The organism is Enterococcus casseliflavus (genome assembly GCF_029215545.1).
Lineage (GTDB): Bacteria > Bacillota > Bacilli > Lactobacillales > Enterococcaceae > Enterococcus_D > Enterococcus_D casseliflavus.
Window position 1 is genome coordinate 3,471,669 of the sequence record NZ_CP119393.1, and the last position, 19,117, is coordinate 3,490,785.

The 19,117-nt window shown below is 43.7% G+C and carries 15 protein-coding genes; 4 read left to right on the top strand and 11 right to left on the bottom strand.

From position 1 onward, the window contains the following. Positions 1–6: 6 nt before the first annotated feature. Entirely contained in the window at positions 7–1,659 is a 1,653-nt protein-coding gene (gene alsS, locus P0G38_RS16330) for an acetolactate synthase AlsS (RefSeq protein WP_005232673.1), read from the bottom strand. 254 nt (positions 1,660–1,913) lie between these two features. After that, complete coding sequence (locus tag P0G38_RS16335; protein WP_074536620.1) at positions 1,914–2,873, bottom strand: alpha/beta hydrolase; 960 nt, start codon at positions 2,871–2,873, stop codon at positions 1,914–1,916. A gap of 218 nt (positions 2,874–3,091) precedes the next feature. On the opposite strand from P0G38_RS16335, the gene P0G38_RS16340 reads away from it, so the two are divergent. Next, positions 3,092–4,021, top strand: coding sequence for a methyl-accepting chemotaxis protein (locus tag P0G38_RS16340; RefSeq protein WP_074536619.1), 930 nt, complete (start codon positions 3,092–3,094; stop codon positions 4,019–4,021). An 86-nt stretch (positions 4,022–4,107) separates the two neighbouring features. Here P0G38_RS16340 and P0G38_RS16345 read toward each other — a convergent pair whose 3' ends face one another. From P0G38_RS16345 to P0G38_RS16355, 3 genes are read right to left on the bottom strand one after another with little or no spacing between them, the layout of a single operon-like run. Next, positions 4,108–4,881: a hypothetical protein gene (locus tag P0G38_RS16345; RefSeq protein ID WP_074536618.1), complete on the bottom strand. Its 774-nt coding sequence runs from the start codon at positions 4,879–4,881 to the stop codon at positions 4,108–4,110. Positions 4,882–4,885: 4 nt separating this feature from the next. Beyond that, positions 4,886–6,271 (bottom strand): hypothetical protein, encoded by a 1,386-nt coding sequence (locus P0G38_RS16350; protein WP_275853267.1) that lies wholly within the window; start codon positions 6,269–6,271, stop codon positions 4,886–4,888. A 45-nt stretch (positions 6,272–6,316) separates the two neighbouring features. Beyond that, positions 6,317–7,621: a hypothetical protein gene (locus P0G38_RS16355; RefSeq protein ID WP_074536617.1), complete on the bottom strand. Its 1,305-nt coding sequence runs from the start codon at positions 7,619–7,621 to the stop codon at positions 6,317–6,319. Positions 7,622–8,040: 419 nt separating this feature from the next. On the opposite strand from P0G38_RS16355, the gene P0G38_RS16360 reads away from it, so the two are divergent. Next, positions 8,041–9,177 carry a serine protease gene (locus P0G38_RS16360; RefSeq protein ID WP_074536616.1) on the top strand — a complete coding sequence of 379 codons (1,137 nt, stop codon included), beginning with the start codon at positions 8,041–8,043 and terminating at the stop codon, positions 9,175–9,177. A 108-nt stretch (positions 9,178–9,285) separates the two neighbouring features. Here the strand turns inward: P0G38_RS16360 and P0G38_RS16365 are convergent, their stop codons facing one another. From P0G38_RS16365 to P0G38_RS16385, 5 genes are all read right to left on the bottom strand, one after another. Next, positions 9,286–9,786: a hypothetical protein gene (locus tag P0G38_RS16365; protein ID WP_074536615.1), complete on the bottom strand. Its 501-nt coding sequence runs from the start codon at positions 9,784–9,786 to the stop codon at positions 9,286–9,288. A gap of 240 nt (positions 9,787–10,026) precedes the next feature. After that, entirely contained in the window at positions 10,027–10,455 is a 429-nt protein-coding gene (locus P0G38_RS16370; RefSeq protein ID WP_074536614.1) for a DUF1761 domain-containing protein, read from the bottom strand. A 107-nt stretch (positions 10,456–10,562) separates the two neighbouring features. Then, entirely contained in the window at positions 10,563–11,909 is a 1,347-nt protein-coding gene (locus P0G38_RS16375; protein ID WP_074536613.1) for an amino acid permease, read from the bottom strand. 295 nt (positions 11,910–12,204) lie between these two features. Then, the gene (locus tag P0G38_RS16380; protein ID WP_074535627.1) at positions 12,205–12,573 is read right to left on the bottom strand and encodes a YxeA family protein; all 369 of its coding nucleotides are present in this window, start codon (positions 12,571–12,573) and stop codon (positions 12,205–12,207) included. A 385-nt stretch (positions 12,574–12,958) separates the two neighbouring features. Further along, a complete protein-coding gene (locus P0G38_RS16385) occupies positions 12,959–15,757 on the bottom strand; it encodes an alpha-L-rhamnosidase (RefSeq protein WP_074535626.1) in 2,799 nt (932 codons plus the stop codon). A 38-nt stretch (positions 15,758–15,795) separates the two neighbouring features. Between P0G38_RS16385 and P0G38_RS16390 the strand changes: the two genes are divergently transcribed. Next, on the top strand, positions 15,796–16,842 hold the full coding sequence (locus P0G38_RS16390) for an AraC family transcriptional regulator (RefSeq protein WP_074535625.1): 1,047 nt from the start codon (positions 15,796–15,798) through the stop codon (positions 16,840–16,842). A gap of 43 nt (positions 16,843–16,885) precedes the next feature. On the opposite strand, the gene P0G38_RS16395 is transcribed toward P0G38_RS16390, so the two are convergent. Beyond that, positions 16,886–18,166, bottom strand: a complete 1,281-nt coding sequence (locus tag P0G38_RS16395; protein WP_074535624.1) for a PTS sugar transporter subunit IIC — start codon at positions 18,164–18,166, stop codon at positions 16,886–16,888. 335 nt (positions 18,167–18,501) lie between these two features. On the opposite strand from P0G38_RS16395, the gene P0G38_RS16400 reads away from it, so the two are divergent. Continuing rightward, positions 18,502–19,053: a GNAT family N-acetyltransferase gene (locus tag P0G38_RS16400; protein ID WP_074535623.1), complete on the top strand. Its 552-nt coding sequence runs from the start codon at positions 18,502–18,504 to the stop codon at positions 19,051–19,053. The last annotated feature ends 64 nt before the right edge of the window (positions 19,054–19,117 follow it).

Consider the following 19,117-nt stretch of genomic DNA (forward strand, 5'->3'; position numbering starts at 1 on the left):
TTGGTCTTAATAAAATTGATCAGGTAGGATCGTTTTGCCAAGATCGGCATTGTCTGAATAATCCACAGGGATATCAATGATCACTGGACCATCCGTTGCAAAGCCTTCTTCGATGGCTGCCATCAATTCTTGCTTGGTGGTTGCCCGTAAGCCTTTGGCACCAAACGCTTCGGCATATTTCACGAAATCAACTGGTCCAAAATCAACCCCAGAAGCACGATCATATTTCATTTCTTCTTGGAATTTCACCATATTGTAGGTACCGTCATTCCAAATCAAGTGAATGATGTTTTGTTTCAAACGGACGGCTGTTTCTAACTCTTGGGCAGAAAACAAGAAGCCACCATCGCCAGATACAGAGATCACTTGAGTATTTGGTCGCACGAGCGCTGCCGCGATCGCCCATGGCAAAGCGACCCCTAAAGTCTGCATGCCATTACTAAAGAGCAGATGCCGTGGCTCATAACTGCGGAAATGACGGGCCATCCAAATGTAGTGGCTGCCGACATCCACCGTCACCGTCATGTCATCGGTCACTTCTTGTTGCAAAGCATCAATGATTTCCAGGGGATGCAAGGTATTGTTGCTGCCTTCGACATCCGCTGGTTTTTCATTGAGTTTGGTTTGCAGCGTCGTTAAATAGTTTTGAGCGTCTTCGGTCAAGTGATACTGATCGATGGCTTTTGATAGTTGTTCAATAATTTTCGCGATACTGCCCATCAGTTCAACTTCTGGCTGCATAAATGGATCGATCTCCATCGGTACTTCATCGATGACGATCACGCGGGCATCTTTTTCCGCATTCCAGTTGCGAGCTTCGTATTCGATCGGGTCGTACCCCACAGCGATCACTAAGTCGCTGCGTTTCAACAGCATATCACCAGGCTGATTGCGGAACAAGCCGACGCGGCCAAAGAAATGCTCTTCTAATTCACGAGAAATGATCCCGGCGCCTTGGAAGGTCTCTACGACAGGCAACCCAGTTTTTGCAACTAAATGACGAATCGCTTGTGTTTCTTTCACGCCTGAAGCCCGCATCCCTAAGAGTAGGACAGGCAGTTTGGCTTCTTTGATCCGATCGACGAGTGCCTGGATATCTTCTGCATCGGCACTGCCTAATTTAGGCGAAGATAGCGGTTTGATCGCTGCCCCTTGAACGGTTCCATCTGTCACATCTTGAGGAATGGATAAAAAGCTCGCCCCTTTTTTCGCTGTTTTTGCGATGCGAAAGGCGTTGGCAATACTTTCAGAAAGGGTTTCAGGATCTTGGACTTCACTGCTGAATTTCGTGATCGGCGCAAACAATGCCGCATTATTCATGCTTTGGTGGGTCAATTTTGAAAGGTCAGAACGCTTCACTTGGCCTGCTAGTGCCAGGACGGGATCACCTTCGGCAGTTGCCGTGACCAACCCAGTCGCTAAATTACTGGCTCCTGGTCCACTTGTCGCAATGACGACTCCTGGCTCTCCTGTCAGGCGACCGATTGCTTGTGCCATAAATGCCGCGTTTTGTTCATGTCGCGCCAAAATCAACTCTGGTCCCCGATCACTCAACACATCAAATACGCCATCGATTTTTGCACCGGGAATCCCAAAGATATAAGGCACCCGATGATTCTCTAAACTTTCAACAATGATTTCTGATCCTTTTGCACTCACTGTATTACCTCTTTTCAAAAACTGTATTAATCACAATACATATAATAGCATTTTTTATTTATTTATCAACGAAAAACACTTATTAAAATCTGTATTATAAAAACGAGTTTTTTTAGAGAGCGTTTGCATCTGCTTCAGACTGCAGGTGTACGTCTTTCAATTTTTCCGACAAAAAAAGGAGTGGATCGCTCCACTCCATACATCCTTTTCTGTATCAGAACACCGCTTAAAAAGAAGCTTCTTTCGTCGGTTTCTTATTCTGCGGGGACATTTTTTTCCGTCAGCCAACCGACAGCCAGTGTCATGGCCGCTCGTGCGGCTTTGGTCTGATCCATCGCATTGACCATCACAAAATCATGGATGATCCCTTGCAGACGCGCTTGGGTGACTTCCACACCAGCTGCTCGTAAATGCTGCGCATAGGCTTCCCCTTCATCCCGCAAGACATCTGCTTCCCCCGTAATGATCAACGCTGGTGGCAGATCGGCTAACTCCTCTTTGGTCGCTCGTAGAGGAGAAGCGGTAATTTGATTCCGCTGTGTTTCATCCGTCGTGTATTGATCCCAGAACCATTGCATCCCTTCTTTGGTCAGAAAATAATTTTCGCCGAATGCTTCATACGAAGGCGTATCAAAGCGGGCATCTGTCACAGGATAGAACAATAATTGCTGTGCGATCGGAATGCCGCCACGGGCTTTCGTCAACAAGGTCATAACCGTCGCCATGTTCCCACCTACGGAATCGCCAGCCACGGTCAAACGGCTAAGGTCTAAGCCTTTGACATCGACAAATCCCGGTAATTGCTGCAAGACCGCATAATTTTGTTCGATCGCCGTTGGGTATTTTGCTTCTGGTGAACGACTATATTCAGGAAAAATGACGATCGAGTTGGTTCGTACCGCCAATTCACGGATCAATTTATCATGAGTCGCGGCACTGCCGAAGACCCAGCCCGCGCCATGGAGATAATAAATGACAGGGAGAATCGCATGATTTCCTTCAGGACGAACAAAACGAACATTGATGGTCCCCCATTCGCCTGTATCTACGGTCTGATCTTCTATCTCAACCGCCAATTTATTGACGGGTGACTCTTGGACTTGTTCCAATAGTGCGCGCCCTTCTTCTGGCGGTAATTCATAGATCCGTGGGTGCGGTGCATTTGCCTCACTAAATTCAACGGCTGCTTTTTCCAACGAAATTCTATCTGTCATACGATTCTCTCCTTTTGTTTGAAATCGTTCGTGTTGACCTTAAGGGTACCACCAAGTCATTCTGATGCAAAGAATCTTGCTTCCTTCTGCTTCCAGGCATTTCGCTCGACAAAAAAGGTGATTTTTGCACTCTTAACTGCCTTGCCTTCATCACCGATAACTGTAAGACACTCGCTGTGTAAACTTCCCAAAAAACTGAAAGGCGTAGGTAAGTACGTATGAAATTCACATTAGATGAAACACAAAATAACCGTCTGCTCGCTGCTATTTTTCAAGAACTCGCTGTCATAGTCTTTGATCCGCAAAAAGAAGTTGTTTTCGCCAATGCCAACATGACGGATATCCTAGGTTACAGCCAAGAAGAAATCATTGGCTTGCCGCATCGGACCTTTTGTTTTGACCATTATGCTGCCAGTACGGATTACCAGGCTTTCTGGAATCAACTACTTTACTCAAAGCAACGGTTTCAAGACAAAATCATTCGGAAAAACAAACAAGGAGAAAAACTGATTTTAGAAGGGATCTACTTCCCCGTCCTCGATGAGCAGCAAGAAGTCGTCAATGTCGTCAAAATCGCTTTTGACATTACCCAAAGAGAACAAGCCTTAGCGGTCACTATCAAAAAAGTACAAGACAGTGCGGCTTCCCTGACACGACTTTCTGCCAACGGACACCAGCAAGTCGATCATTTGTCAGAGAACTTGGCGCAAGTCAAACAGCTGTCTGATCAAAATCAAGCAACGACCCATGCCTTAGAAATGGATAGCCAACAGGTGTCAGCGGTGCTGCATGACATCGACCGCATTGCACAACAAACCAAACTGCTTTCCTTCAACGCCTCCATCGAAACGGCACGGATCGGCGAACAGGCAGCTGGCTTTCGGGTGGTTGCGGATGAAATGCAAAAATTAGCTGAACAGACCAAGCAGTTGACCCAAACCATTGCCGCAACCATGCAAGCCATCAACCAACAAGCCTTAGTCGTGTTAGATAGTGCCGATTCGACGACCATGAAAATCAGTGATTCGCAAAAAAGCCTCGCTGCCGTTTTGCATTCTTACGACACGCTGCGAACGACTGCCAGTCTTTTAAACGATGAAGCCGAGTATTTATCAGAAACCAACGACGCTGAGTTGGAAACCACATGAAGTGAAAAAGAGCGCCGCTGTTTGCGACGCTCTCTTTTTTTTGACCAATAAATTGATTCCCTATTTGATTTCATCGATACTCAGCACTAGCCAGTCTCCCACTCTTGCAACAACTGCTGTAATTCTTGCAAAAATGATTGGGTCGCAAAGCCCAATGCTTGGAGAGGAATGCGGTATTCCTGTTGAATCACCAAAAAGCTACTAAACATTTTATGCTGGACCTCAAAACTGAGGTTTTTCCAAACACTCCAGGAAAAACTGGCTATTCGTTTTTCTTTCTTTTCGTACGTGCACAAATACACTCGTTCAACGCCAAAAAGCAGCCCCACATTCGCTTTCTTGCCAGTCATCTTTGCCGTTAGCAGCGCAAGAGGGGTCTCCGTTTCAGGCACTTCAAAACTAGCAAGGACTTGTCTTTGCCATTGCCGTGGCAGCACTTGTCTTTCTCCAGAAAAATAGAACAAAAAATTTTGTTTTTGTAAAAAGACAGTCAAACGATATTGCCGCTCCTTGACTGGATCGCGTGGCGCCCGCTGAATCAAAGACGTCTGATTCATTGCCGCTTGTTTTGACTGCTTGTGATCACTTGATACCCCAGTCGCTGGCGAGTTTCCCAGGGGAAGAGGATCAATCGTTGTGTCGGCAGCAGCTGATTGACTGATTTTCTTCAGCAAAAAAGCAAGATGCGTCAACGAAAGCTGTTTTGCTGTCATAGGATTGGCATGCGGGCTTTTGGTAGGATCGAAGGACCGTTTGATCACCATTTTCCCACGACAATACAGACAAATCGCCGTGCCAGCGTCCCAATTGACTTCTAGTTCTCCTAGGCAGTGGGGGCATTGAATCGGAATAATATCCATTGAATCATCCTTTCGTTTCGATACAGGTATCGGAGCTATCCGTGGTAAAGATACGGATCGTATTCCAGCTGACAAACGCCAGCAGCACTAGAAGCGATATGCCATAAAAACCGAAATACCAAGCCAGTGTTGCTAAAAAGAGAATCAATGCGAATTCATACGCCATATTTTCCAGACCACTGTAAAATACTGTTTTTCGGACGAGTTTCTTTTTTCGAGCTTCAAATGTCTGCAAAATAGCTATTTGATCTGCCTGTGGCTGACTGAGTGCATGATTCAGATCCTTTTTAAACTTTTTATGTTCTTTAAAGAAGTTGATTTTTTGCGTAATCAAAAAAAATGAAACTACTAGCCAAATGACAAAAAGCACGATCGATGTGCCAATCAAACTAAAGGCAACGGCAGGCATTAAAAATCCACCAAAAATAAAATTTAAAAGGGTCCCTGAAAGTATTCCGAATGAAAAAAAGGTATAGCAGAACTGCCAAAGGACACTACTGGTCTTCGAAAAACTTTTTTTCACTTGCACGAGCTGTTCACATTCAGGGAGCTGGGTTGGAAAAAGGCGTTCAGCATCGGTGCCATCAGCCACGAAAGAATAGGTTTGGTTTCCGTACTTGAATTCGCCAATGTAATAAGGAAAATACAGTTTTTCCGTATCACATTGTTTCGGAAAAAGAGTCAGTTGAACCTCATTGGCAACATCTGCTCCCACCAAATGGTCTTTGGCTTTTGCTTCAAAGACTTCCATTAGATGGGTATCAGCAAGTGCCGCTTCTCTGGAAATATCAAAGGGCAGCACCTGAGCGTCTTGGCTAAGTGCCGAAAACTGCTGCATATCCGTGCAATAGGCAGCGCCTTTTTGAAGATGCAGCGGCAGCTTGCCATTTATGCTGTAATCTGCTTCTTTTTGGGTATCCGTAGGGAAATATTCATTGAAAACCGTTGTGTTCCCGCTGTTATGTAAAGAAATGTCGGCAGTAATGCGCCCACTCCCCCTCTGTTGTTCCTCATGGACATAGCTCCCTCTCACTTGCGCATCATAAGCAATTTGAAAATAATACATCGGGATAAACACACGTTTTAGATGAACCATCTCTAGCTCAAAAAAAATACTTTCCGAGATGGTCTCTTGCCAAGCTAGTTTATTTTTCAACGCCGCTTCACATGCCTTTTCATCATAGGCAAACGGATAAAACCCTTCTTTGACGGTCCCTTGAATGCGTGGCAACTCTTTCAGCGAGACGACTTGGTTTGTTTGTTCCTGGTTTTTTTGTTCCGGTTTGATCAACAGCTCATTCAAGCAATACTGACAGACTGCTTTTCCTGAGTCCCAATCAACTTCTAGACGCCCTAAGCAACTGGGGCATTGGATTTGTGTGATTTTCATTTTTTCTCCTTTTTTATGAATCATTTTTTTCAACAAGATGGCTTATCAAAAAAACCGACGAATGTTCCAAATAAGGGTAGCGATCACGACCACATAAGCGAGCGTATCGAGCCATTCATAAAATTTCCTGATTCTTGCAAGGTGCTTCCCACGCTTCTCATAGTTTGCTAACAAAGCGGTCCCAACTGTTTTCTTACCTAATAATTCTCTTTGGAGCTCATCTCTAAATTTTTGGACTGTTTTGAGGTACTGTTCTTTTAGAAAGTGCAACAATATCCCCGATACTACCCAATAGATTGCAGTTGGCAGAGAACTCATGACAATCCCCCCTATGACAGCCCTAAATACTCTTCCTAGAGGGATCCATTCAGAAATGAATAGCGCCAAGATCATCAGGATCACACCTAACGTAAAAAAGAGTACGGAGGACCAGCCAAAAACCTTACGAGCTTTTGAAAAATTCGCAACCGTTTGTAAGGTTTCTTGGCACTGTGGGATAATCGGCAGCTTCATTCGGTCAGGATCTTTGCCGTCGATCGCAAATTCAAAGGATTGCTCTTGGTACTTGAAGGTGCCCATATACAGGGGAAAGTAGAGCTTTTCTGTAGCACAGCTGATCAGGGAAAGATCTAGGTGCAGCTCTTTTAGATGATCGGCAGATTCTTTCTTCTGGATCACCGCATTCGCATGGGCTCTCAATTCCGCTTGTTTTTCAGAACCAAAGAGCGCCTGCTCTTGCTCAATATCAAAGGGAAAAGCATGAATAGCATGTGCTGAGACTAGCTGTTGAAATTCCTTTTGATCGGTACTAAAGTGCGGTTTTCTTTTCATTTCATCATTGACCTCGAAGCTTTGAGGAATTTCTTGCTCGATCACCTCCGAACTGCCGCATTGATAGAGTATGACCGTCTCATCTGGATGGTCGCCGCGCTTCTTTTCCCATGTGGTCGTATGCGAGCCTTCCCATGCAATGGAATGGGTATCGTAGCCAAAGGTCCCCTCCCAGTGCATCGTATAGGTCACCTGAAATTCATAAATCGGAATAAAATATCGTTTTACCTCGCTGACTTCAAGATGAACGACAATGTCCTCAGGAACTGATTCCTGTTGGATCAGCCATTTTTTCAAGGCATTTGCTACCTCGTCTTCATTAAAGGTAAACGAATAAAACCCTTCTTTGACTTCTTGAAAAACTACGGGAACCTGTTCATTCGAAGCTGCTTGCGTTTGTTTTGGCGGCGAATGTAGGACTGACTTCGTTAAGCAATACTGGCAGACTGCTTTTCCTGTCTCCCATTCAACGGTTAACTGACCCAAGCAGCTGGGACATTGGATTTGTGTGATTTTCATTGCTTCTCCTTTTGCGCATACTGATTTTCTTATCAATGAAATGGCTTGGTTGCAAGTGAGGGGGAATCTCTTTTTTATGGTGTTATTTGGGGGAAGGAACAAAAGGAAACTGCTGATTTGCAGATGTTTGCTCGTTTCAATCCTTTTGGTTCAAGCGTCTGTTTCTAGTGATAAAGCAAACAAGTGTATTGGTATCAAGTGTCTTTTTGAAAAAGGCAGCATAAACAAAGATAGCCCTTTATGTATCATTTTATAATAAAAAATAATGTAAATCTATTTATTATTGATAAAAAATAAATATTGATTTGCGATTAGTCCTCCCTACTACTCTCATCACTATTGATCCCAGTTATTAATGGCGGATACGTTAGTAAAAATGTTATAATTAAATTATTCACAAGAAAGGAAATGAAAAAAGTATGGGGATATTTATTTTTGTTGTTGGTTTTTTGACAATGGTTGTAAGCGGAATCTTTTTTATTCTTGGATTGATCAAGAAAAAGCCGCTTCGCAACAAAATCGTTATTTTTATGGGTGGTTTTCTCTTATTGATTGGCGGGGCACTATTGACTCCTGCAGCAACACCGGAGCTTCACGTAGATGAAGCAGAACTGGTTACGAATGAGCAAGGCGAAGCGGCGATCACTGGGCGAACCAACCCAGAAGCGCAACTGACGATCAACGGGGTGGAGGTTTCGCTGGCGGACGAAACATTTTCTTATGCTGTCCAACTGGAAGATGAAGAGGAACAGGAATTTACTCTCCAAGCCTCCATGGGTGGAATCACTAAAGAAGAGGTCGTCACCGTCAAACCTTCTCGCGCATTTCTAGCGAGTTTGCAAGCTGAAAAACAAGAACAAGAAGCACTGGTAAAAGCCGAGACGGCACTGGCTCTTGCCGAAACCCAGCCAAACCAAAAGAATTACGACGAAGCCGTGACGCTGATTCATGCTTTAAGTAAAACCTACGAAGATCTCGCTACTCGGCTCGCGGTAGTTGAAGACCATCTTGCCATCGGCAAAGCCCTTGATACTGCTGAAGCTTCTCTTGAACGCAGTGATTTCGATCAGGCAAAAGAATTGGTCGCACAAGCGGTTTTGAACAAGGAAACGTTTGAAAGTCGGTTATCCACTGTAGAAACCAAGATTTCTGAGAAAGAAGCAGAAGCCCTCGTTGCAGAAGCTGTCCAAGCGGTGGAAGCAGCAGAGGCGGAGCCGACAAAAGATACCCTTGCTCGTGCAGAAGATGCTGTCGCTCGTCTCAAGACCCCCGATGAGGAATTAGCTGCTCGAACGAAAACAGTGGCGCAAACGATCACTGCCAACGAACAAGCAGCCGCCCAAGCCAAGGCGGAGGAAGAACGACAAGCAGCGGCAGCTGTGCCAGAAGAAAACCAGCCAGCCGCTGCTAGCAATCAAGCCCAAACGTCGGTCCTCGTGACACCAACAGGTTCGAAATACCATACGAGAAAATGCGGCAACGGTACCTACACGCCTGCAACTTTAGCAGAAGCGCAAAGTCGCGGACTTACTCCTTGCGCAAAATGTTTTCCGTAATAGCCACTAAATTTTGCAACGAAAAAAAGACAAACCTCATTTTTGTCTAAGGTTTGTCTACTGTCTGAAGCGGTTGTCTCGTCGGAGGCAGCCGTTTTTTGTCACTTGCTAGTTTTCCTCATACGAAAACTCGTACTCGTTTTGTTCGTCATCGATCAGACGCTTGTCATTGTTGTCCGCCATTTTGAATATTTTCTCAAAATCATCGCCAGTCATGCGCACTTCCCTTTTCTCTTGATCAATGATCACTTGGGCATTTGTCACTTCAAAGGTGTGCATAGGACCGATGTCTGCCGCAGTCAGTGCTTTGCTTTTGGGAAACTCTGCTTGCAGTGTTTCGTTGATCTGCACTAATTGCGTCTCTTGTTCTTTTACCAAGTCCGCAGGTTCCTGATTCGGATCGACCAAAAAACTCAGCGTTTTATTGACAGTGAGCTTTCCATCTTCCAAAACGTACAAGGCATTTTGCTGATGACTGTTGGTATTGGTCAACACTTGATTCGCAGCTGCAGAGTCAACCCCTGAGCTACTGCAGCTTGTCAAGAAAAATAGTGTCGCTAAACAAACGGCAGCAAATATTCCTCTACCTAACATGCTTTTCGTTTTCATTTTTTCCTCCTCGTTGCCCCTAATTTTGCTTCTTTGATGATTTTTCCGCAATCCGCGGATTTGGTTTTCTACAGATTAAAGTGCTTTTAGTATAGCACAAATTATTTGCTTTTATAGCCTTTTTTTATAGTAAGGATAATTTTACGCACAAAAAAACCAACCTTGTTGAAACAAGATCGGCTTTCTTTAGGATTGATTCGTTGAGACCTTTGAACGCTCTCGCTGGGGTATGATCGTTGCCTACTGTCCAATCAAGCCGACAACAAGTCCTAAAACGATCACTCCTAGAAACCCGTTCACAAGGTGCAGCCCGACTAATTTGCGGGACTGTCCCGAGTAAACAGCCATCACGAAGGTGGCGACCCCATAAACCCCTAACCACAATAAGCAAGCGACTTGCAAAGAGGTCATCAGCCAACCATCATGATCGAATGTTGCAAACCAATAGACGACTTGATAGGTCGCTGCTGATAAGAGAATCCCACCAACGATCGTGCCGCCAAAGGTAAAGAGCATGTCACCGGTCGTCATCTGCTGATCAGCCACCTTCTCTGCCATTCCTGATTCTTTCGCCCAAAACTTGCCCCACTTATGCATCGGATTGTAAAGCAGACTTTCCACCACGACCCAGCTGAGGGTGCCGAAAATCAATGTCCAAAAATTAACCATTTTCATTTTCTCCTACACTTTATTTTATCGTCACATTCCTGAGAACCGAAGAAACAACCGAACGCGGGGTTCCTTCCCCATCAGTTTATGTCTTAAGGGACGTTTCTTCAACTTTTTTCACTGGTTTCCTCTATTTTTCGATGGTTCCAATAAAAACTAAGAAAAATGATCGTATACAATAGTGCGGTGAAGCCAGTGACCGCCAATGGGTTAGTGATCAAGATACCGGCAAACAGCAAAAGCAACGCAAGGATCGCCCCACTCAAGAAAATCGTATAGCCCATTTTCTTCTGCTTGCGTACCAAAACAAACGCCGCCGCACTGATCAGCAACCAAATCAGCAATACAGTATAAGACAGGGAGCCTGCTAGATAATTGAAGAGTTTGTCGCCTAAAAAGTAAGAAAGAACGACCCCAAGATATAAAGTACCGCTGCAAAACATGATCGCTCGTTGGGGCACGCTGTTTTTATTCAGCATCGTAAAGCGGCTTTTTTTCTGGCCATTGTTGCTTAATCGGAAAAACAACGTTCTTGAAGAAGCATAGACTCCAGAATTGATTGACGAAAACAAAGCCAAAATAATCACTAAATTGACGATGTCGGAGGCAAGTGGGACATGGATTTTTTGAAACACCATCACAAAAGGACTGACATTTGGATCGGCTAATTGATTCCACGGATAAATGATCAGTAAAAGAAACAAGGGAATGATGTAAAAAGCGGCAATCCGAGTCATCACTCCTTTGATTGCTTGCGGGATCGCTTTTTTGGGATTTTCCGCTTCACTGATCGTAATGGCTACTAATTCAGAACCGCCGTACGAATAGATCACAACCAGTAAAGAATTGATAAACCCTTTGATACCATGGGGGGCAAAACCACCATAATCTGTCATTTGTCTCATCGTCGGGAAAAAGCCCAAATCAAAGACTTGCGTGACAACCAGATATAGACCCACCAAGATCAACGCAATCACCACACTGATTTTGGCCCAGGAAAGCCAATATTCTGTTTCCGCAAACAAGCGAACCGAAAACAAATTGATGATGGTCGTGAGTAGTGCCAAAATAAAAACAAAGATCCAAGCTGGAATATTGGGAAACCACAACTGCAAAAAGCTTGCGGCAGCAACTGCTTCGGCGATGATGTTGATCATCCACATTGACCAGTAGATCCAGTCGATGAAATCGGCTGTATGCACGCCAAGATATGGCTGGACTAAGCCCGAAAGGCCATGTTGTTTTTGGTCAGATAAGACCAACTGTCCCAGTCCTGTCATAACGACAAATAAGATCAGCCCGCAAAAAATAAACGCCAGCAAGACCGCAGGCCCCGCTAACTGGATCGCTTCACCACTGCCCTTGAATAGGCCAGCACCGATGGCGCCACCTAGTGCCAACATAGTGATATGTCTGGTTTTCATCTGCTTTTTTAATTGATTTTTTTCTGTCATACGTTCCTCCTTGAAAACCATTGATCCTCCATACAAGGTGATTCTCTCCCTGGCGCTATTTTTAATTATATGAATGATTTTTTTAAACTACCCCATAGAGAATACCAGAGGTTTCTACTATTGCAACTAAGAATTGAAAAAATTATCTATTTTTTCTGAAAATTCTATCTTCCTCTAATCTTTTTCACCTAAATCAAATCTTGGCGAGCTTTTATCTAAGTGAATGCACGAAAAAAGCCATCTCCCGACTTGTGGGAAATGACTTTCTGTCCGTTTTTTCAAGCAGGCTTGATGATCAATCAGTCGTAACCAACTCGTCTTTGACGGCGTCAGGGAGATCTTGTTCGGTCACCTCTTGATACGACTCCACATGTTTGCCCTTTGCATCAAGCTCTAGGTAGGCATTTTCTTTTAGCTTTTGTGGTGCCCAAAACGTGATTTTGATCTTTTGCCCATCTTCATTGACCCCTTCTTGTGTATATTCGTAGGAATCGTGTTCTTGCAACACGCCATACTCGTCGGATGTTTTGACATAGACCTTTTTCTCCGGTACGAACGGATTGAAACGATCCACCAGCTGAACCAGTTCGCTGGAATCATCTTTCGTAAAATAAGACCATGTAACCAATGTGACGGTCCCGATCGTTAACATGAGCAGGATCATACTAATTGCTTTCTTCAAGTGATTGTCCTCCGTTTTTTCTATCTACCTTCAGTATAAAAAAACAAGCGATAAATATAATCAAACTTAAGGCGTATTTTTCCGTCGGTCATTGTGACTAAGACAAAAAGGGACTACTTTTTCAAAAGAAGCAGTAGTCCCTCACTTAGATGTTCCGTTTATTAGTGACCTTTAAACCGTCACTGCCACATCGATCAACTTGCTTTGCAAATGAACGAGGGTCTCTTGTGCGACACCAATCGTCCGCAAATAATGATACGCATCGGTATAGGTTTTGCGTTAAGACGGAAAGATTATCCGTCTGCTTTTTTCTTCAGCGATAGATACCACTTTGACTTGTGACCAGTCAGTTCCCCGAATAACGGGCTCAGTTCTTGTCTCCTTTGATCAATGCCGTCATTTCATCGATAAAACCAGCCAACTGCGTCTGAGAAATCACTTCTTGATTGACAAAATAAGCTAGTGATCGCTTTTGATGGTCCCTTACGTTGCTGCTGGAAAATAATTTTGACTCAGCAAATCGTTGCTTTGCTCGCACATACATCAAGGGGGTTTGTTGGATCTCCCCTAACGTAGTTTCAGCAGAAATGATTGGTTTTTGATAGGCTGTGGCTTTTAAATAAAAATGATTTTGCCCTGCTTTTAAGGGTGTTTCTTCAGACCAGCGGTCAGTCAGCGCTTCATCGGTGTAAATCTCCACTTCCGGTAGATGAAGGATTGCCTGCGTAAGTGTCGGTAAGGTAACGTCTAATTTCACGATATCTTTGGCAACGTAAGCCCAAGCGACCTCAATCCGTCCATTCGGTGTGGCGATGCCGCCGGAGGCATGATTGATACTCCAATGGATCTGGGGCTGTATGTGGACGTGCCGAAACCCGCTGCTGGATGATGCTTGTTGAATGCCTAAAACACCCTCAAAGAACCACTGGCCAATTGCTCCATAAGCATAATGATTGAACGAATTCATGCCTTGAGGATTGACCGACCCATCTGGTAACAGCGAATTCCAGCGTTCCCAAATCGTCGTTGCGCCTAAATCGATCGCATAAAGCCAGCTGGGATAATCATTATTTAACAGGAGCGTGTAGGCTATCTCGTTTAATCCATAATTACTAAGAACTAAATTTAAAAAAGGCGTTCCAACAAAACCTGTTTTCAAATGATAGTCATCTCGTTTTAGTCTCTCTTTTAACTTCTCCACGATCCCCGCAACTTCATGATCGGCAGCCAAATCAAATGCCAGTGTTAACACATAAGCCGTTTGCGTATCGAGTGCAAGGCGCCCATTCGGCGTGAAATATTCTGCTCGCAAGGCTTGTTTGAGCATTCTTTGACGCTGATCATATTGCTTAGCTTCAGAAGTATAGCCCAAAATAGCTGCAGCCTGCGCCACGATTTTCAAGGAATGCCAGTAAAATATATTCGCAACAAACTTTGCTTCGGTCCCTCCAATCGGAGAAGCTGGATCATCACCATCTAAAGCTAACCAGTCCCCAAATTGAAATTGTTTGTCCCATAAACCGTTGATATGCGTCTTACGGGCAATGTATTCGACCCACGCTTGCATGCTAGAAAATTGTTGTTTGAGAATTTGTGGTTCACCATAATAGCGGTATAAATGCCAAGGTATGATCGTGGCGGCATCCCCCCAAACGCCCACTGCTGCCCCAGACTGCTGGATATCTGTCGGAACATGCGGCACAGTCATTGGTGGCGCACCATTAAAATGTGGTTGTTCGCTAGCTAAATCATGTAAATATTTCCGAAAGAACGCATACGTGTCCATTGTATACATCGCTGTCTGGGAAAAGAGCTGTGCATCTCCTGTCCACCCCATGCGCTCATCGCGTTGAGGACAATCCATCGGCACATCAAAGAAGTTGCCTTTTTGTGACCACAAAATATTCTGGTACAATCGATTCACTTTTTCATTACTCGTGCGAAAATCCCCTGTCGTTTCTAGATCCGTATAGATCACCTGTCCGATAAAGGCGTCTTTAGCAAAGGGACACTCTAACGGCCAGCCACTGATCCGAACATAGCGAAACCCAAAGAATGAGAAGTGCGGACGAACCCACTGTCGGTTGCCATTGGAACGATACGTGAATGCTGCTCGGGCGGCTCGTAAATTTTCCCGATAAAACTTGCCATTGACCAATAGCTCGGCATGCTCGAGTTTGATTTGAGCGTCGGGTGGTAACTGATCATAAAACGTGACCCAACCGACCATATTTTGACCAAAGTCCAACACCCAATCCCCATCTTCTTGCCAACAAGCAATCGCTGGGCGCTCTTCTTTTATTTTTACAGGCAAGCTAAACCGTTCAGTTAGCTTCCCTTGTGGGCCTTGGTGTTCCTTCACCGCTTGAATAGACTGGTGAGGAATCGTTTCATCGATATCTTCGCCATAATAGATGCTGTTTTTCCCAATCGAACCGGTGCGAACGTGCCATTCCTGATTGGTTCCATGGACCTCTTGTGTGCCATCCACGTATTCTAGATGCAGCTCTGCCCTTAATAAAAAGGCATCGCCATAGATGTTTTCTTTCCCGCCATGAAACCCAAAATTTCCTTGATACCAGCCTTTTCCCACGAGAACCTTTATTGTATACTGTGAATCAACTAGATCATCAGTCACATCATAGGTTTGATATTGGAGCCATTCGTGATAATTGGTGTAACCGGGAGTAAAAAACTCGTCTCCAATTTTTTGCTCATTCAAGTATGCTTCGTACAAACCTAGCCCACAAATATACAAACGGGCTTGCTTAATCGGTTTAGCGAAGTCTCCTTGATAAGAAAAGATCGCTGATTCAAGTGGCGTTGTCACAGGCGTGATCCACTTACCCTGCCACGCTTCTTGCAGCTTCCCTGTTTCAAACCAGCTCGTCTTTTGATACCGATCACCTGCTGCATCCCAGATCGTGACACGCCAGAAATAGCGCTGTCGAGGTTGCATTGGAAAGGTGCAGGAAAAGCGATACGCAGCGAGCTTTTGTTTCGGTACTTGGCTAACGATTGCTTGAAAATCAGCATCTAGCGCCACTTCTAAGGCATGAAAGACTGCTTTTGATTGGTCCGTTACTTGATACCGAAAGACAGGATCGCTTAGATCATAGCCGAGCGGTTCAGTGTAATAATTGATTGTCATTTGATTGATTTCCATGTTATCATCGCCTTTTACTAAAAATTGGAGTTGTGTATATGAATAAACAGCAGTTGCGCGAATTGCTTTTTTCCATGACGGAAAGTGAATTGAATTATCAACAACAGCCGAAAAAGAGTGCCCCGTTTTTCCAACGCTTTGATGAAGAGATCCCTACGTTTAACTTGATGAATGCCGGTCATAACAATAAATTTTTTGCGAATGACAAGCGCAGCCTTTTTAAAAATAGTACGATCGAGTTTGTCCAACATACGCGTTTTAGTAATCCTCCCCTACATAAGCATGATCATCTCGAAATGACCTATGTTTATCGTGGAAGTTGTAAACAAGTCTTTATGGATAAAACGTATGAATTAACGGAGGGAGATTTTTGTCTTTTAGACTCCAACATCGTCCACACGCTTTATGATGTCGAAGAAGAAGACATCATCATCAATATCGTTTTGCAAAAACAGTTCTTCACTGATTCTTTTTTAAATCGCTTATCGGAGCATAGTATCTTGTCACAATTCATCATTCAAGCGCTATCAGAAAACCAACAGGAAAATTTTTTGCTTTTTCGCTCCATCGTTCCGCAAGAGCTTCACGGCTTGATGGAACAAATGTTGATCGAATATTTTCGAAATGATAGCTATACTGCAGAAATGTTGAAATCGTACCTCTTTTTATTCTTAACTACCTTGATTCGCCGATTAGATCACGTGACTACGAATGAACGTTTTGACCGATCCGATCATACGATCATCTTACCGATCTTAAAATATATCGCCGATCATGCTGCGGACTGTACGCTGCAACGTATTGCAGATCTTTTTGGCTATCATCCGAATTACATCTCTAAATTGCTAAAAGATCACACGGGCAGCAGCTACCAAGAGTTGGTCGTGGCGCAAAAGATCAAAAAAGCCAAGTACCTATTGTCCTATACAGATGAAACGATTCAGAACATCGCTGAAGAGGTTGGCTACCATAATCTCAGTTTTTTTTATAAGAAATTTTATGCTCAAACGCAGATGACACCTCGGGATTATCGCTTGGCAAGTCAGCAACGGCTAGAAACGACGTCTCCTCATAGCGATCAATAAGATACCCTCAACCCATGAAAGTGGATTGTGGGTATCTTATGAACTATTTTGGGTCGGGATTTTCTAGTTGGTATTCTTTTTGATCCAATATCCTAAAGAACGGATAATAGATCGCAATCGATAACAGGGTCGCTACGATCTGAAAGGCCAATAGACGCCAACCGCCATTAAGAAGTGCATTTAAGAAAATAGGCATCCCCATGGAACCAGCACCGTTTGACGGTGGGAGAATCTCCATGACTGTTAGGGCATAACCTAACAAAATATTGATCACTGGAGTAAAAATAAACGGAATCGCCATCAAGCCATTCAATACCATTGGAAACCCAAAAATGACTGGTTCGTTTATATTAAATAAAGAGGGGACAAACGCAATCTTTCCCATTGATCGATAACGCTGACTTTTGCTGAAAAAGGTCGCTAATACAATTAACCCAATCGTTGCGCCCCCGCCTCCTGGTGAAGAAACAATGTTGATCCATGAGAAAGTAATAATATTAGGCGCTGCCTCTCCTGCAGCCAGCGCAGAAATATTCGCTGCATCGGCTGCGATCCAGATTGGCATCACTACCCCAATCACTGCAATCCCATGGATACCAAAGAACCAACACAAACCAGAGAGAAAATAAATAAGCGCCGCTGTCCAAACATTATTTCCGATATTGCCTAGTGGTTCTTGAATCAGTGAATAAATGGTATGATGGACATCATTGTATGGTGTCAATGAAAATAGAAATGCAATCAATCCAAAAAGAATCACCATCAAAAAACCAGGAACAATAGCTGCAAATGCTTTTGATACAAAGGGAGGTACTGACTCAGGCAGTCTGATCGTCCAATTTTTCTTGACACTGAGATCAAATAATCTGGTTGTCAAAATGGCAACGAGCATTGCCGTAAACAGTCCCTTTGCCCCTAACCATTCAATCGGTAGATTCGTTGCTGCAGCAAATCCTTCACCAATAACGATCATGGGTGTCAATAAGAAAAAGTTCATCAAAGCTAATAAGGAACAAATAAATCCATCAGAATTTCCTAAAATTTTACAATAGGTATAACTGATCGCTGCCACCACATAAACCGCTAACATATTCGTGGTCACATTGACGATCGTTGTCAATAATTGACCAAAGTAAGAATCGGAAAGAAAAGATTGATACGCTGCCAAGGGAAAATTTTGAAAAATCGAAGCAATTGCGCCTACCATGATGATAGGCATAGACATCATTAACCCTTTTGAGATGGCTTGGATCACTTTGTTGTTGTTTAGCCAAGAAGCAGCGGGGGAAACGATTTTCTCTATTCGTTCTGTAAATCCATTCATGTTACATCCTCCTTTTTATGATAACGTTAACAACACCATTAAACCCTATTTCATGTCGCGCTCCAATGACCTATGAAAGAAAAAATACTAACCAAATCAAAGAATTAGATGTTATTGATTTTGAATAGAATGTTGCGCATTGATCCGTGTTTTTTAGGAAGCCAAAAACATTCGCTGGTCTTCTCATGAAGAATACCATGAGATGACCAATAAAAATCCAATATTGTGATGACACAAATGCATCGAGTTCAACAGATCGTAAGAAACTAGAAAAAACAATGGCGCTTATCCAGTCATTAATAATTAAGAGAATCTATAAAAAATCGAGGTGCCCCATGCTAGAAATCAAACTGATCGATCAAGAACACCAAGCTGACATTCGCTTGAAAAACGAACCCTTCTCCTTATGGGGGAAAATGTTGCCGTCTTATAATGATGGCAACTGGCAGTACACAATCTGTAAATTTGCACCTGAAGACATTCAGACGATGCGTTTCCCAGATGAAAATTATTGCTATGATGAAATGAGCCGAAACAGTCTGTTTATCGGTGCTTATGATGATGGAAAATGTATCGGCTTAGCGATCGTTCAAGACGCTTTTTTCAAGTATCTGTACCTCTATGACTTAAAAGTCAACACAGACTACCGCCAGCAAGGAGTCGGTCAACTGTTGATCCAACAGGCACTGAAAGCGGCCCTTGCCAAAGGCTATCGCGGCATCTATACACAAGCGCAGGACAACAATCCTTCTGCTTGTCTGTTCTACTTGCGAGCAGGCTTTCGTATCGGAGGCCTGGATACGGAGGTGTACAAAGGAACCAATCAGGAAGGCAAAAGTGATATTTTGTTTTATTTGGATGCAGCGGAAACAGCTGTCAAAAAATAGCTGAAAAAAGAAAAAAATTCCTCCTGCCAGATGGTACACTTAAGGCAACAATGTTTTAGAAGGT